The organism is Streptomyces sp. NPDC111606, assembly GCF_055656945.1.
In genome coordinates this window covers 279,691-293,835 of sequence record NZ_JBVKBY010000003.1, presented here as the reverse complement: position 1 = coordinate 293,835, position 14,145 = coordinate 279,691, and the positions used below count along the sequence as shown (strand labels likewise).

Here is a 14,145-nt window from a genome sequence, read left to right as displayed (position 1 = left end):
AAGCGCATCAGGATCGCGGCGTGCGCGACACGGTCGACACCCGCTTCCTCCATCCGGGCGGGCAGCCCGGAAAGCACGGGAAATCTGTACGGGGGTCGGGGTTGCCGAAAATCCCGCCGTCCACCTTCGCAGTGTCCGTGTCGCTCACCATGCCGGTGACGGCCGCGAGGTGAGACCCACGGTCCGTTCCTTCCTGAGGGAGCCGGACTGCCTCACGTACCGGCAGCCCGGCGGCTGCGTGCCCCTACCGGCGCGGCAGCACCCCGATCGCCGCCACCGGTACGGCCGCCAGCACCAGCCACGGCACGGCGGCGGGCAGCCCGGTGTCCAGGAGACTTCCCGTGGCCGAGCTGCCGAGCAGGACGATCAGGCCGGAGACCGAGGACAACGCGCCGGTGTAGAGGCCCAGTCGGCCCTCCTCCGCGAGGTCGGGGACCCAGGCGCGGGCGACCGGGGCGACGAGCATCTGGCCGAGGGTGAGCAGGACGACGAAGCCGGCCGCGGGCAGCAGACCCGCCGTACCGGTCCAGTCCGCGGGCCGGGCCGCGGCCACGACCGCGAATCCCGCCGCGATCAGCAGCAGTCCGGCCACCATGGACCGGCGCAGGGTGAGCCGCTCCCCCACCCACCGGGTGACGGGCAGCTGGGCGACCACCACCAGCAGCGAGGACAAGGCGAACAGCCAGGCCAGCGCGGCCTGGGACCCCGTGGCGCGCTCCACCTCGTCGGGGAGGGCGAGATAGAGCTGGTTGTAGGCGAGCAGGTAGGCACCGTAGGCGCAGCACAGCGCGAGGAAGCGCCGGTTGCGCAGCAGCTTGCCCATGCCGCCGCGCAGCCGCACACCCCCGCGCCCGGGTATGTGCTGCGGCAGCAGCCACGCGTGCCCGGCGAGGACGAGGACGAAGATGCCGGCGCCGGCGAGGCAGACCGTACGGAAGTCCACCGCCAGCAGCAGCGCGCCGAGGAGCGGCCCGACGAACGCGCCCGCCTGTCCGGCCACCGTCAGCAGCGCGAGGACGCGGGTGCGGGAGCCGCCGCCCGACTCCTCCCACACGACCGCCTGCCGGGCGACCTCGGACTCCACGGCGGGTGAGAACAGCGCGGCGGCGAACCCGATCAGCAGCACGGCACCGATGACCGCCCAGGTCTGTCGCGCGTACCCGAGCCAGGCGAACCCGGCGATCCGCAGTGCACAGCCGGTGAGCACGACCGGCCGGATGCCGTACCGGTCGGACAGCGCCCCGCCCACCACGAACAGCCCCTGCTGGCTGAACGTGCGCAGCCCCAGTACGAACCCGACCATCCAGCCCGCCATCCCTACGGCCTGTCCCAGATGCTCGGCGAGGAAGGGCAGGACGGCGAAGAAGCCGATGTTGAAGGCGAGTTGGGTAAGGATGAGGAGGCGGAGAAGAGGGGAGAGCCGGTGACGGTCCGGCGCCCTGCGCAGGCCGCGCGACAGCAGCGAGGTCATCCGGTCCTCACCAACTCCTTTGCGGGTGACCGCTGTTCGGGCACGGGCACGTCCGGCTCGCCCCTGTCCCGTCGCCGCCGCCCGCTTCGCAGGCCACCGGCCGCCGTCACCGCCAGTGCACCCAGGAGGGCGAGTACGGCGGCGGGGGCGAGGACCGCCCAGGGGGCGCGCTCGGCGTAGGGCTGGTTCTCGGCGAGGAGCAGGCCCCACTCCGGGGAGGGCGGCTGGGCGCCGAGGCCGAGGAAGGCCAGCGAGGCGAGCGCGAGGGCGACGCCGGGCAGGCGGAGCAGGGCGTGGCGGGTGACGGGCGGCACGACGGCAGGGAGCAGTTCGTGGCGCAGCAGGTACCAGGGACCGGCGCCCAGGGCGCGGGTGGCGGTGAGATGGAGGGCGGCGCGTTCCTGCCGTAGCAGCGCAGAGGTGTGGGCGGCCAGCGGGGCCCAGGCCACGGCGGCCACGGCGAGCGCGGGCGTGGCGGTTCCGCTGCCGACGACCACGGTGACGAGCAGGGCGACGAGGACCGGCGGCAGCGCGGTGACGGTGTCGACGAGCGTTCCGGACACCCGTGGCAGCAGGCCGAGCGCCACTCCGGTGAGCAGGGTGACGGCGGTGATCGCGCCGGCGAGCAGCAGCGTGTCGAGGGCGCCGTGGGCGACGCGGGCGAGGATGTCCCTGCCGAGGGCGTCGGTGCCGAACGGGTGCCCCGGCGAAGGGGCCGCGAGTCGCTCGGTGGTGTCCAGGGCCAGCGGGTCACGGGGCAGGCCGAGGGCGACGACGCCGACGAGCAGACCACCGTATGCGAACGGCAGGAACCCGCGTGCGGGCGGCGTCGGCCGGTGCAGGGACGGCAGCGCGCCGTCGCGCAGGGCCGGGCCGATCAGCAGACGGGCGAGCAGATGGGCCACTCCGGCGGCGGCCGCGGCGAGCAGGACGAGGGCGAGCGTGCCGGCCTGCAGGACGGGCAGGTCCTGGGCGAGGGCGGCCTGCAAGGTGGTGCGGCCGAGGCCGGGTATGTCGAAGATCTGCTCGACGGTGACCGATCCGCCGGTCAGGCCCACGACGAACAGGCCGGTGTTGGGCAGCAGTCCGGGCAGGCACCGGCGCAGGGCCTGGCGGGCGACGGTGCGGCCGGGGAGTCCGCGTGCGGAGGCGGCCAGGGCCCAGGGCTCGGCGAAGGCGCCGGGCAGCAGGTCGTCGAGGAGCCGGCCGAGCACGGCGCCGGCGGGCAGACCGAGGGCGAGTGCGGGGAGGATCGTCCACTGGGGGCCGTACCAGCCGAGGGCGGGCAGCCAGCCCAACTGCACGCCGACGACGGTCGCGAGGACGGACGCGGTGAGGAACTCGGGCAGCGCGGCGAGGACGGCGGAGCCGCTGCCTCCGGCACGCCCGTCGAGCCGCCGGTGTGCGCCGAGCCACAGGGCGCGGGCGCAGATCAGAGCGGCGGTGACGGCGGCGACCACGAGGGCCACCGCCATCAGCAGCAGGGACACCCCGAGGGCCTGGAGCACGGCGGGTGTGACCTCGCTGCCGGAGATCCAGGACCGGCCGGCGTCCCCGCGCCACAGCCCGCCCAACCAGTCACCGAGGAGTCGGAACGGACCGGCGTCCAGGCCGAGCTGGGCGCGGATGTCCGCCAGTACCTCGGGTGTGGGGTCGCGGTCCGCCGACCGGGCCTTGAGGACGGTGAGCGCCGGGTCGGTGCGCGACAGCCACGGCAGTACGCCGATGGCGCACACCAGGGCGGCCGCGATCCCCGCACGCCACAGGAGCGTGAGTGCCTGGTGCCGCACGGATCAGCGCCGGGTGCCGACGCCGACGAGGGTGCGCTCGTACGGGTCGAGCAGCTCGCCCCGTACGTCGGGGCCGACGCCGGTGATGATGCGCTGGTGGACCAGCGGTACGACGGCGTCGGTGCCGAGGATCCCGGCCTCGGCCGTCATGGCCGCATCCTGCCGCTCGGCGGTGTCGCTGATGTCCGCGGCATCGGCCACGGCCCGGTCGACGTCCTTGTCGCAGAGCAGGGCCAGGTTGTAACTGCCCTCACACGTGTAGTCGCTGGCGAGGACACCGACCGGGTCGCCGGTGTCGACCAGGCTGTTACGGGCGCCGACGAACGCGTCGAACTCTCCGTCCAGCGCGTCGCTCTCCAGCCGCGAGTACTCGCGCACCTCCAGCGCGACCTCGAACCCTGCCTTCTCCAGCTGCTGCTTGAGCACCTGGGCGACTTCCGGGAGTTCGGGCCGGTTGTCGTAGGTGGCGAGGGTGATCCGGGTCTTGTCGGGCTTGCCCGGCTTCGCCCGCCCGACCGGCTCGGTCCGCTTGCCGGCGGCCCAGCTGACGGCGGGCCCGTAGATGCCGGCGCCGGGATCGGCGTATCCCTCGTAGACGCCCTTGGCGAAGGCGGAGGTGTCGACGGCCTGCCGGGCGGCGGCGCGCAGCGCGGCGTCCTTGAAGGGGCCCTTCTTCGTGTTGAGGAACAGGCTTGTGGTGCGGGTGGTGGCGGTCGCCTCGCGGGTGGCCTTGTCCAGGGTGGCGGCCTGGGCCACGGGGATCGCCTCGGCGAGGTCGACCTGGTCGGTGCGCAGGGCGCTCGCGCGGGCGGTGCCGTCGGCGACGAACTTGACGTCGATGCCGGTGGCCTGGGCGCGGCCGCCCCAGTAGTCGTCGTAGCGGTCGAGGGTGGCGGCCGTGGAGCCGAGCACCTTGGTGAGCTCGAAGGGCCCGGTGGCATGGCCGACCGGATCGACCTCGGTCTGCTTGTCCTTGGTGCCGTAGGCCTTGCCGGAGAGGATGGCGAGGGAGGGGCTGGACAGACGCAGCGGCAGGACGGGATCGGGTGCCGCGGTGGTGATCCGTACGCCCTGGCTGCCCTCGGCCTTCGCGGTGAGGGTGACGCCGGAGAGGGCGGCGGGGACGGGCTTGGCCTGCGCGGCGTGGGTGAGGGCGGCGGCGACCGCGACCGGGGTGACCGCGGAGCCGTCCTGGAAAGTGGCCTCGCGCAGGGTGAACAGCCAGGTGCGGTCGTTCTCCTGGCGCCACGAGGCGGCGAGGGCGGGGGCGGCGGCGCCGTTGGCGTCCAGCGCGGTCAGGCCCTCGGTGACGCCGAGGCGGCTGAGGAGGGTGGCGTCGGCGCCGTACGGCGAGAGGTTCTCGGCGGGCGGGAAGGCGAGCGCGACGAGCAGGCGGGAGCCGTCCTGGGCGTCGCCCGCGGCGTCGGAACCGCCACCGGAGGCGAAGCAGCCGGCCAGGACGGGGGCCAGCACGAGGGCGAGGAGCGGGCGGGTTCGGCGTCGCACGGTCTATCGCTCCATCGGTATCTCGAAGTGGACGACGCCGTTCCCGCCGTCCGTGTCCTCACGCTCGTCGTGCACGACCTTGCCGAGCGAGCGCCAGAACGCCTCGGCGCCCGGCACCCTCGGGTCGGTGTGCAGATACACCGCGCGGTAGCCGCCGTCCGCCGCCGCGAAGGCGAGCAGTTCGTCGACGAGCCGCCGGGCCAGGCCCCGCCTGCGGTGCTCGGCCCGGACGTAGACACGACGCAGCTGCGCGGTCGCGCCGGAGGGGTAACGCTCGGCGAGCTCGCGCGGATTCGGCGGGTGGGCCGGGCCACGCGAGTCGAGGGCGGCGGTGGCGACGACACTCCCGTCGCGCGGGTCGAGCGCGATGAGGAGGGTGTGGCGGGGCGGGGCGAGATAGGCGGCGGCCGGGTCGATGACGTCCGCGTGCCAGCGAGGCACATAGCCGGTACCGAAGTCGTGGTAGACGGTGTCGAGCATCAGGGCTCGCGCACCGTCGAGGTCGTCCGGGGCGGCCGCCCTGATGCTGTAGTCATGCACTTGCACATCATATGCATCAAGTGCGAAAGGCCTTTCCGCCCGCCTCGCCCCGAAGAACAACCCTCGTGCGCTTCAGGCGGTTCGACAGTGATCGCGAGCCGCCGACAGCCTGGCCCCATCGATGGCAATCGCTGATGCGGATCGCGTCGGCAACGGTGGCAGCGGCAAGACCACCATGTCGGCACTGTTCTCCCGCTACCTCACGTGCTCCGGCGCGTGCGTGCCGGCCATCGAAGCCGACATCAACCAACACCTCACCAAGGACCCGGAGCGCGACGGGGAGCCCCTGGTCGCTCCGTTGCTCGCCGTCAACACGGGGGCATCAAGGAGTTCCTGCGCGGCATCAACCCGGCTTCTCTTTGTGCGCGCGCCGGTACGGAGCCCGACGCCGACGGTCCGGGGCTGCCCAGTCGACGCACCCCACGCATGGCACCGTCTACTCGACGCCGGTCGCTTCGAGTAGACGAACCAGATCCTCGCGGCCGTAGCCGAGTAGCGCGGCACGATAAGCGACCATCAGGAGCAGGTGGGCCACGATCTTCGCCCCGCATCCGTCCTTTCCGTCGCCGAACCACTCGTCGGGCTTCTCGATGCCGAGGCTGTTCATCACCAGTCCGTGCTGACGGTGGATCTCGGCGACGGTTTCTGCAACGGCCTCCAGAAGCGTCCCTCCTGGCCGCTCGCACTACAGGGCAAAGGAGCCCCAGTCGACGGGAGTACAGCCGTGCGGCGGGTTCTCACGCAGGCTCGCGTACCGCTCGACGTCAAAGCCTCCGTGACCGAACGAGTCGTCCACCAGCGCGAATCGGTGGTATCCCGGCGGCACGGGAGGCGGCGGGGGCGTGTAGTCCCAACCAGCGTCTTCATACAGGCGCCGTTTGACCTCTTCCTCATCGGTGTCAGTCACCGTGAAGCCGGTGTCGCTGTTGCGGCCGGTGGTCGTGCCGTCGGCGTTGCGGTGGAAGGACAGGCCCAAGAGGTCGACACCGGCAACGACTGCGTGCAGACCTACGCCACCCGCGTCAAACAGGGCGAATGGCGTCTGTACGACGACATCCGCGTGCCTGCTCCGACGTGGAAGGAGGTGTGTGGCCGCTCGGCCATGTCGGGATGGATCAACTCCACTTCGATGGGGGGAGCGTTCAGCGGGGGCTTCTCCGGCAAGTACCGGTTGCTCGACAAGGACCCGTACTGGGTGAACTTCCCCCAGTTCGCGCACTGCGACGCATCGAAGGCGACCGTGACCTGCGCGGTTCCCAAGCCGTGACAGTCTTCTGAACGTTGGTGGGGCACAGCATTGGTTCTCGCTGTGCCCCACCGGCGCCACGGTGTAGACGGAAGGAGTGAACCGCAATGCCTGAAGATCTCGCATGGATCGCCGATGCCTGGCGCGGCACGAGCCCGAGCACGACCGACCTGTACATCACCTGCGCCCGCGGCCTCAGCCCTCAGCAGCTGGCCGAACGCATGGCCGACCATGAACCCGTCGAGGTCGGGCCTGCCCTCACCAGCCAGGAAGCGCACCGCATGGTCGACCTCACTCAGATCTACTGCGTCGGCCGCATCGGTCAAAGCGGCGACTGGTCGTTCATCGTGGAATGCGTGGGCAGTGAAGGCTGGGCCCTCGACCCGGCGGTGTCCCGTGGCGGCGCCGAGGTGCTGATCTTCGACCCACGGCCGGACGATCCGCCCTCCTTCTTCACCTACCTCGCCGACGGCGAGCTGCAACTGCACTTCGAGTTGGGCTTTGGCTACGACCCCGCCGGCGCCGAGCCCGACCTCCTGCGCCCGGCGCTGGAAGCGGCCGGAGTCATCCCGCCGGAAGGCGACATCGACGACCTGCTCGGCGGGGACGAGGAACTGTCGACTGTCGAAGAGAAGCGTCGGGTGTTGAAAGTGGTCGGTGAGCACTTCGGGCTGTCACTCCCCCGCCAGGTGATCGAAAGCGGGCAGCTTCCTGCCGTGGTCACCCGCACCTCACCTCCGTCCTCCTGGTGACCACGAGCGTCCTCAGAGATGCGACAGGCGTCCCACGGGCCGCGAGTCCGCGCCCGGACGGCCTGGGAAAGGCTGTGTAGGCGCAGCAAACAATCCCAGCCACCGCTGTCCGGTATCCGGCGCATCGGCTGGACGGAAGATCGCCCCACCCACGAGACTTGTCGCCTACCAGTCGGACCGGCGCCGACCACCGCACGCCGGCGAGAACACTCGACGGGGGCACGGGTGCCACAGAAGCAGACGCTCCCGCTACCTCTTCTGTTCCACCCGAACCCAGTCCACCTCCGCCTGCACTCCCCCACCCGCGATCCGTTCCACGCTCGACTGCGGCAGCCCCCAGTACGGAGTGGTCACCTGGTTCCAGCCGGCCGGGTAGGCCCCGCCCAGGGCGAGGTTCAGGATCACGTACTGGTTGTGGTCGTAGACCCACTGCCCCCGCGTCGACTCCAGCTTGTTACGGGTCGTCTCCTGGACGAGGCGGTCGTCGACGTGGAAGCGCATGCCCGTCGGGGTCCATTCGACGGCGTAGGTGTGCCATTGGTCCACCGTGCCGCCGTTCGGGAAGATCTGGCGGGCGCCGATGTTGCCGTCGGCCGAGTAGCCGGGGCCGTGCAGGGCGGTGCTGGTCCAGTCCCGGTAGCCGACGTTCTCCATGATGTCGGTCTCGCCGGACGCGGGCCATGAGACCGAGGGGTCGTCGACGTTGCTGCCGAGCAGCCAGAAGGCGGGCCAGAAGCCGTCGCCGACGGGGAGCTTCATGCGGGCACTGACCCGGCCGTATGTGAAGTCGAACTTCGTGTTGGTGTCGATGCGGCCGGACGTGAAGTCGTATGTGCCGCCGCCGGCCTGCGTGCAGCCCTTGCAGTGCTTGGCGCGCAGGACCAGGTTCCCGTTCTCGGTGCGGATGTTGTCCGCCGAGTCCACGTACGCCTGCGACTCGCCGTTGACCGAACCCATCTCGGTGCCGGTCCGCACGACGCGCCACTTGGAGCGGTCGAGGGCGGCGCCGGTGAAGTCGTCGAAGAATACCGTCCGATACGTCCCCGGCTGCTCGGTCGGGAGCGCCGGGTAGGCGGCGCCGGCGCTGCCGCCCGTGCCCCAGACCTGGAACTCGTAAAGGGAGTAGCCGAATTGGGCCGTCGCGGGAGCCGGGTTGTGGAAGCTGCGGCGTTCCTTGCCGAGCATGCGGACGTAGCGGCCGGTCGCCGGGGCGGAGAGGGTGATCGTGTCGTGCAGGCCCACCGCCTCCGCCGGGGACTTCACGTTCGCGCGGCGGGCCGCGACTTCGGCGGCGGAGGGCTGGTGGACGGTACGCCAGGTGCGGTTGTCGTCGGAGACCTGGAGCTGGTAGTCGACGGCGTAGGCAGCCTCCCAGTACAGGTCCACGGACGTGATCGTCGACGTGGCGCCCAGGTCGACCGAGATCCAGCGGTTCGCGTTCCAGTCGCTGGACCAGCGGGTGGCGTCGGCCTTGAGATCCCCCGGCCAGCCTCCGTCCGTCACGAAGGCAGGTGAATTGCCCGCGTGCTGGTAGTAGTTGGTGTACGCGGGGTGGTTCAGGGCCAGGTTGGTGCGGGTGGTGGACGCGGGGGCCGGTTCACCGCCGTAGACCTTGAAGGAGTACAGCGAGTAGCCGTAGGGCGTGGCGCGTTCGAGGCCGCGCATGCGGACGTAGCGGCCGGTCACCTCCTGTGGGTAAGTGTGCGCGGTGACCGTGCCGCCGGTGCCGGCCGTCTCCGTGTAGAACGGGGTCCAGTCCGTGCCGTTCCTCGAGACCTCCAGGACGTATCTCTTGCCGTAGGCCGCCTCCCAGTCGAGGGTCACCCGGTCGACGCGGATCGTCGCGCCGAGGTCCACGCGGATCCAGGCGTCGTCGGCGAAGGTGCTGGACCACCGGGTCGCTCCGTTGCCGTCGAAGGCGAGGCCGGCTGCGGTGCCGGCGTTCTCGCTGCCGGACGCGGTGACGGCGTTCGGGTCGGCGGCATGGGCCTCGGCGGCGCGGTCGGTGTCCCATGCAGCCACCACTGCGGTGGGCGCTGCGGGCGGAGCGGCGAACGCCGAGCCGGTGCCGAGCACGGCGAGGGTGGTGAGCGCGGTCAGAAGGGTCCGCGGAGTGCGGGTACGCGTACGGGTACGGGATGGCATGCGGCTCTCCTTGGGGATGTGAGGGGGGTTCCTCGCAGGGGATGTGAGGGGGTCCTCGCAGGGTGCGCATTCCGTGCCGTGATGCCTTCGTGCCATCGCCGTCGGGCGACCCGTCGCACCTGTCCCGGTGGCTGCGGGTCTTCGCATCACGTCTTAGTTTAGAGCGTGAGTTAAGCCTCGGAAGGCAGGCGCGTCAAGGGCTTTGACGCACTCTCAGAACTTCGGCCGCAGCTCTTGACTCACACGTTCCACAGTTGAACCATTCAGCGGCAAGAGAGCGCTCCCCGCACGTCGTGACGTTCACTTCCTGAACCAGGAGAGCCGCCTGATGCTTCCTTCCTCCCCGTCCTCCGAGCCGTCTTCGATGGGTCGCCGGGCCCTGATCGGCGCCGCGATCGCCTCGGCACCGGCCGTGCTCGGCCTGTCGACCGAGGCCTCCGCACAGACCTCGGCACAGACCTCCGCGCCGAACTCCGCGCAGGCTGCCGCGCGGAGTTCGGCGTCCCCGTCGGCCCGCAAGAAGCCGCGTGCCCTGCCGGGCGGCGGCGACCTCGGCCCGAACGTCCTCGTCTTCGACCCGTCGACTCAGGGCATCCAGGCCCGGCTCGACGAGGTGTTCCGGCAGCAGGAGTCGGCACAGTTCGGCACCGGCCGCTACGCCCTGCTCTTCAAGCCCGGCACCTACCACGGCCTCAACGCCCAACTCGGCTTCTACACCTCCATCGCGGGCCTGGGGCTGTCCCCCGACGACACCACCATCAACGGCGACGTCACGGTCGACGCCGGCTGGTTCAACGGCAACGCCACGCAGAACTTCTGGCGTTCGGCGGAGAACCTGGCCCTGGTTCCGGTCAACGGAACCAACCGGTGGGCGGTCGCCCAGGCGGCCCCGTTCCGCCGGATGCACATCCGCGGCGGACTCAACCTCTCCCCCACCGGCTACGGCTGGGCGAGCGGCGGCTACATCGCGGACAGCCGCATCGACGGCCAGGTCGGGCCGTACTCGCAGCAGCAGTGGTACACCCGCGACAGCGCCATCGGCAGCTGGCTCAACGGCGTGTGGAACATGGTGTTCTCCGGCGTCGAGGGCGCCCCCGCGCCAAGCTTCCCCAACCCCCCGTACACCACCCTCGACACGACTCCCGTCTCCCGCGAGAAGCCGTTCCTGTACCTCCAGGGGAACGACTACCGGGTCTTCCTGCCGGAGAAGCGCACGAATGCCCGCGGCGTCACATGGGGCAACGGCACACCGAGAGGCACCTCGCTGCCGCTGACGCAGTTCTACGTCGCACGGCCCGGTGTCACGGCGGCCACGCTCAACGAGGCGCTGGCCCAGGGTCTGCACCTCCTGCTCACTCCGGGGATCTACCACCTCGACCGGCCGATCCAGGTCAACCGGCCGAACACCGTCGTCCTCGGCCTCGGATACGCGACCCTCATCCCCGACAACGGCGCCACGGCCGTGAAGGTCGCCGACGTCGACGGAGTCCGGCTGGCCGGCTTCCTGGTGGACGCCGGACCCGTCAACTCGCCGACACTGGTGGAGATCGGGCCGCGGGGCGCGTCCAGGGATCACTCCGCCAACCCGATCACGGTGCAGGACGTGTTCGTCCGCATCGGCGGGGCCGGTGCCGGCAAGGCCACCACCAGCATGGTGGTCAACAGCCGGCACACGATCGTCGACCACACGTGGGTGTGGCGGGCCGACCACGGCGAGGGAGTCGGCTGGGAGACCAACCGCGCCGACTACGGCGTCGTGGTCAACGGCGACGACGTCCTGGCGACCGGCCTGTTCGTCGAGCACTTCAACAAGTACGACGTGCAGTGGTTCGGCCAGCGCGGCCGCACGATCTTCTTCCAGAACGAGAAGGCGTACGACGCCCCGAACCAGGCCGCCATCCAGAACGGCTCGATCAGGGGTTACGCCGCCTACAAGGTCGGCGACGGCGTGACCTCGCACGAGGGCTGGGGGCTCGGCAGCTACTGCTACTACAACGTCAACCCCTCGATCGTGCAGCATCATGGCTTCGCCGCCCCGGCGCGGTCCGGGGTGCGCTTCCACAACCTGCTCGTGGTCTCGCTCGGCGGCAACGGACAGTACGAGTGCGTCATCAACGACACCGGGGCGCCGACGTCGGGGACGTCGACGGTGCCTTCGACCGTGGTGTCGTATCCATGAGGTGAAGCAGGCCGGACGAGGCCCCGTCCGTCGAGGACGGGGCCCCTGTGGCCTAGTGCGACACCGCAGCGACCGGCGCCGGCGCATAGCCGGTGGGCCGGGCCGTGAACGTGCCGCGTCCCTGCGTACGGCTACGCAGCCGTGTCGCGTAGCCGAACAGCTCGGCCAGCGGCACGGTCGCCGTCACGACCGCCGCCCCCGCCCGGGTGACGGAGCCCGTGACGCGGCCGCGGCGGGCGGCCAGGTCGCCGAGCACGGAGCCGACCGCTTCCTCCGGCACGGTGACCGTGACCTCGACGACCGGCTCCAGGACGACCATCGCGCAAGCGCGCAGGGCATCGCGGAGGCCGAGTCGGCCGGCCGTACGGAAGGCCGTGTCGGAGGAGTCCTTCACATGGGTCGATCCGTCGGTGAGCGTGACGCGCAGGCCCGTCACCGGATGGCCGCCGAGCGGACCCTCGGCGAGGGCGTCGCGGCATCCGGCCTCCACGGCACGGACGTACTCCTGTGGCACCCGGCCCCCGACGACCGTCGAGCGGAACTCGAAGCCGTTGCTGCCCTGTTCGGCCGCGGTGACCGTCAGGGGCTCGACGTCGAGAACCACATGCGCGAACTGCCCCGCTCCACCGTCCTGTTTGACATGACGGAACACGAAGCCGGAGACCCCTCGGCCGACCGTCTCGCGATACGACACCCGCGGCCGGCCGACGTTGACGTCCAGCCCGAGGTCACGCCGGATCTTCTCCACCGCGACCTCCAGATGCAGTTCACCCATGCCGGACAGCACCGTCTGACCGGTCTCGGCGTCGGTCCGCACGACCAGCGACGGATCCTCCTCCGCAAGCCGTGCCAGTGCCCCGGCCAGCCGGTCGGTGTCGGTGGACCTGCGTGCCTCGACCGCCACGGACACCACCGGGTCGGCCACGCTCGGCGGTTCGAGGACGAGCGGGGCGTCCGGTGCGCACAGGGTGGAGCCCGGGCGAGCCGACTTCAGGCCGACCACCGCCACGATGTCCCCGGCGACGGCACGGTCGATGTGGGCATGACGGTCGGCCTGGACCCGCAGGATCCGCCCGACCCGCTCGGTGCGTCGCGCGACTGCGTCGAACACCATGCCTCCCTTCTCGATCGTTCCCGAGTACACCCGCAGATAGGTCAGCCGCCCGGTCGGGGTCGCGCTCACCTTGAACGCCAGCGCCGCGAACGGTGCCGACGGGTCGGCGGGCCGCTCCTCGTCGGCACCGTCGCGCAGACCGCGTACGGCCGGTACGTCGAGCGGTGACGGAAGATACGCCACGACCGCGTCGAGCAGCGGCTCGACACCGCGGTTGCGGTAGGCCGAGCCGCACAGCACGACGACGCCCTCACCGCTGCGGGTCAGCTCCCGCAGGGCGGCGACCAGGCTCTCCGGGGAGAGCGCCGATCGCTCGCAGAACTCCTCCAGCGCGCCTGCATGCAGTTCGGCCACCGCTTCCTCCAGCAGCCGCCGACGCCGTTGCGCCTCGTCCAGGAGATCCTCGGGCACCGGCCCTTCCACGGCCTCCTCAGCACCGTCCGCCCACACCAGCGCCCGCATGCGTACGAGGTCCACGACCCCGCGGAATCCGTCCTCCGTGCCGATGGGCAACTGCACGACCAGCGGCGCAGGATGCAGCCGTTCCCTGATCGATTCGACAGCCGTGTCGAGGTCGGCCCCGGCCCGGTCGAGCTTGTTGACGAACGCGATCCTCGGAACGCCGTGCCGGTCCGCCTGCCGCCACACCGACTCGCTCTGCGGCTCGACCCCCGCCACGGCGTCGAACACCGCGACCGCGCCGTCCAGGACACGCAGCGACCGCTCCACCTCGTCGGCGAAGTCGACGTGCCCGGGGGTGTCGATCAGGTTGATCCGGTGACCGTCCCAGGCACAACTCACCGCCGCCGCGAAGATGGTGATACCGCGGTCCCGCTCCTGCGAGTCGAAGTCGGTGACGGTCGTGCCGTCGTGGACCTCGCCCCGCTTGTGGGTGGTCCCGGTGGCGTACAGGATCCGCTCGGTGACGGTGGTCTTGCCGGCGTCGACATGGGCGAGGATGCCGAGGTTGCGGACGACGGCGAGCGTGTTGAGGTTGGTGATGTTGGTGCGCACGGCCTTTGGCCTTTCGGATGATCCGTAAGTGGAACGGAAAGGGGGCAGCGCGATTCCCGGACGATACGTGCACGCACATGGCGCGGTGGCGCGGGCGTACGTCGGCATGACCTGCCGCCCCGTCAAATGGGTGGCGTGACAGGTGCGTTGACGTACTCGGGCGCTCTCAGGTGTTCGTCACGGACATCCGGTGCCGGCCGCGCAGCGGGCACCGGACGGACAAGGACACGAGGATCACGTCGTACCGGTCGTACCGGGAAGGGGAGACGACGACAGCGGTGCGGTCACGCACGGCCCGGCTCCCCTCGACTCGTCACGACGACGCGCCGCCGAGTGGTGGGCGGCGCGAGCTTGTGTGGTGAGTGTAGGGAGCCGGGCGAGGTCGAAG

Annotated in this window: 11 protein-coding genes; 3 read left to right on the top strand and 8 right to left on the bottom strand. The window is 71.1% G+C overall.

The window, feature by feature from the left end; genetic code table 11:
* Window positions 1-244 precede the first annotated feature (244 nt).
* The 5 genes from ACZ7M7_RS13090 to ACZ7M7_RS13070 form a co-directional block, all read right to left on the bottom strand.
* A complete protein-coding gene (locus tag ACZ7M7_RS13090; RefSeq protein WP_472115732.1) occupies window positions 245-1,471 on the bottom strand; it encodes an MDR family MFS transporter in 1,227 nt (408 codons plus the stop codon).
* Complete coding sequence (locus ACZ7M7_RS13085) at window positions 1,468-3,261, bottom strand: ABC transporter permease subunit (protein WP_472115729.1); 1,794 nt, start codon at window positions 3,259-3,261, stop codon at window positions 1,468-1,470. Before ACZ7M7_RS13085 ends, ACZ7M7_RS13090 begins: the two co-directional genes overlap by 4 nt.
* A gap of 3 nt (window positions 3,262-3,264) precedes the next feature.
* Window positions 3,265-4,767: an ABC transporter substrate-binding protein gene (locus ACZ7M7_RS13080; RefSeq protein ID WP_472115727.1), complete on the bottom strand. Its 1,503-nt coding sequence runs from the start codon at window positions 4,765-4,767 to the stop codon at window positions 3,265-3,267.
* A gap of 3 nt (window positions 4,768-4,770) precedes the next feature.
* Window positions 4,771-5,307, bottom strand: coding sequence for a GNAT family N-acetyltransferase (locus tag ACZ7M7_RS13075; protein WP_472115725.1), 537 nt, complete (start codon window positions 5,305-5,307; stop codon window positions 4,771-4,773).
* 436 nt (window positions 5,308-5,743) lie between these two features.
* Window positions 5,744-5,917: a hypothetical protein gene (locus tag ACZ7M7_RS13070; RefSeq protein ID WP_472115722.1), complete on the bottom strand. Its 174-nt coding sequence runs from the start codon at window positions 5,915-5,917 to the stop codon at window positions 5,744-5,746.
* A gap of 6 nt (window positions 5,918-5,923) precedes the next feature.
* Between ACZ7M7_RS13070 and ACZ7M7_RS13065 the strand changes: the two genes are divergently transcribed.
* The gene (locus tag ACZ7M7_RS13065; protein WP_472115718.1) at window positions 5,924-6,574 is read left to right on the top strand and encodes a hypothetical protein; all 651 of its coding nucleotides are present in this window, start codon (window positions 5,924-5,926) and stop codon (window positions 6,572-6,574) included.
* An 86-nt stretch (window positions 6,575-6,660) separates the two neighbouring features.
* A complete protein-coding gene (locus tag ACZ7M7_RS13060) occupies window positions 6,661-7,305 on the top strand; it encodes a DUF6461 domain-containing protein (RefSeq protein WP_472115715.1) in 645 nt (214 codons plus the stop codon).
* Window positions 7,306-7,554: 249 nt separating this feature from the next.
* Here ACZ7M7_RS13060 and ACZ7M7_RS13055 read toward each other — a convergent pair whose 3' ends face one another.
* Window positions 7,555-9,450 (bottom strand): discoidin domain-containing protein, encoded by a 1,896-nt coding sequence (locus tag ACZ7M7_RS13055; protein ID WP_472115712.1) that lies wholly within the window; start codon window positions 9,448-9,450, stop codon window positions 7,555-7,557.
* 328 nt (window positions 9,451-9,778) lie between these two features.
* On the opposite strand from ACZ7M7_RS13055, the gene ACZ7M7_RS13050 reads away from it, so the two are divergent.
* Window positions 9,779-11,629: a coagulation factor 5/8 type domain-containing protein gene (locus ACZ7M7_RS13050; RefSeq protein ID WP_472115709.1), complete on the top strand. Its 1,851-nt coding sequence runs from the start codon at window positions 9,779-9,781 to the stop codon at window positions 11,627-11,629.
* A gap of 52 nt (window positions 11,630-11,681) precedes the next feature.
* Here ACZ7M7_RS13050 and fusA read toward each other — a convergent pair whose 3' ends face one another.
* Complete coding sequence (gene fusA, locus ACZ7M7_RS13045; RefSeq protein WP_472115706.1) at window positions 11,682-13,757, bottom strand: elongation factor G; 2,076 nt, start codon at window positions 13,755-13,757, stop codon at window positions 11,682-11,684.
* A 166-nt stretch (window positions 13,758-13,923) separates the two neighbouring features.
* The gene (locus ACZ7M7_RS13040; protein WP_383622336.1) at window positions 13,924-14,049 is read right to left on the bottom strand and encodes a hypothetical protein; all 126 of its coding nucleotides are present in this window, start codon (window positions 14,047-14,049) and stop codon (window positions 13,924-13,926) included.
* Window positions 14,050-14,145: the final 96 nt, after the last annotated feature.

Bases quoted from the DNA above. Each gene is read 5' to 3' on its own strand.
- ACZ7M7_RS13090 (WP_472115732.1), bottom strand. From the start codon at position 1,471: ATGACCTCGCTGCTGTCGCGCGGCCTGCGCAGGGCGCCGGACCGTCAC.
- ACZ7M7_RS13060 (WP_472115715.1), top strand. From the start codon at position 6,661: ATGCCTGAAGATCTCGCATGGATCGCCGATGCCTGGCGCGGCACGAGC.
- ACZ7M7_RS13055 (WP_472115712.1), bottom strand. From the start codon at position 9,450: ATGCCATCCCGTACCCGTACGCGTACCCGCACTCCGCGGACCCTTCTG.
- ACZ7M7_RS13050 (WP_472115709.1), top strand. From the start codon at position 9,779: ATGCTTCCTTCCTCCCCGTCCTCCGAGCCGTCTTCGATGGGTCGCCGG.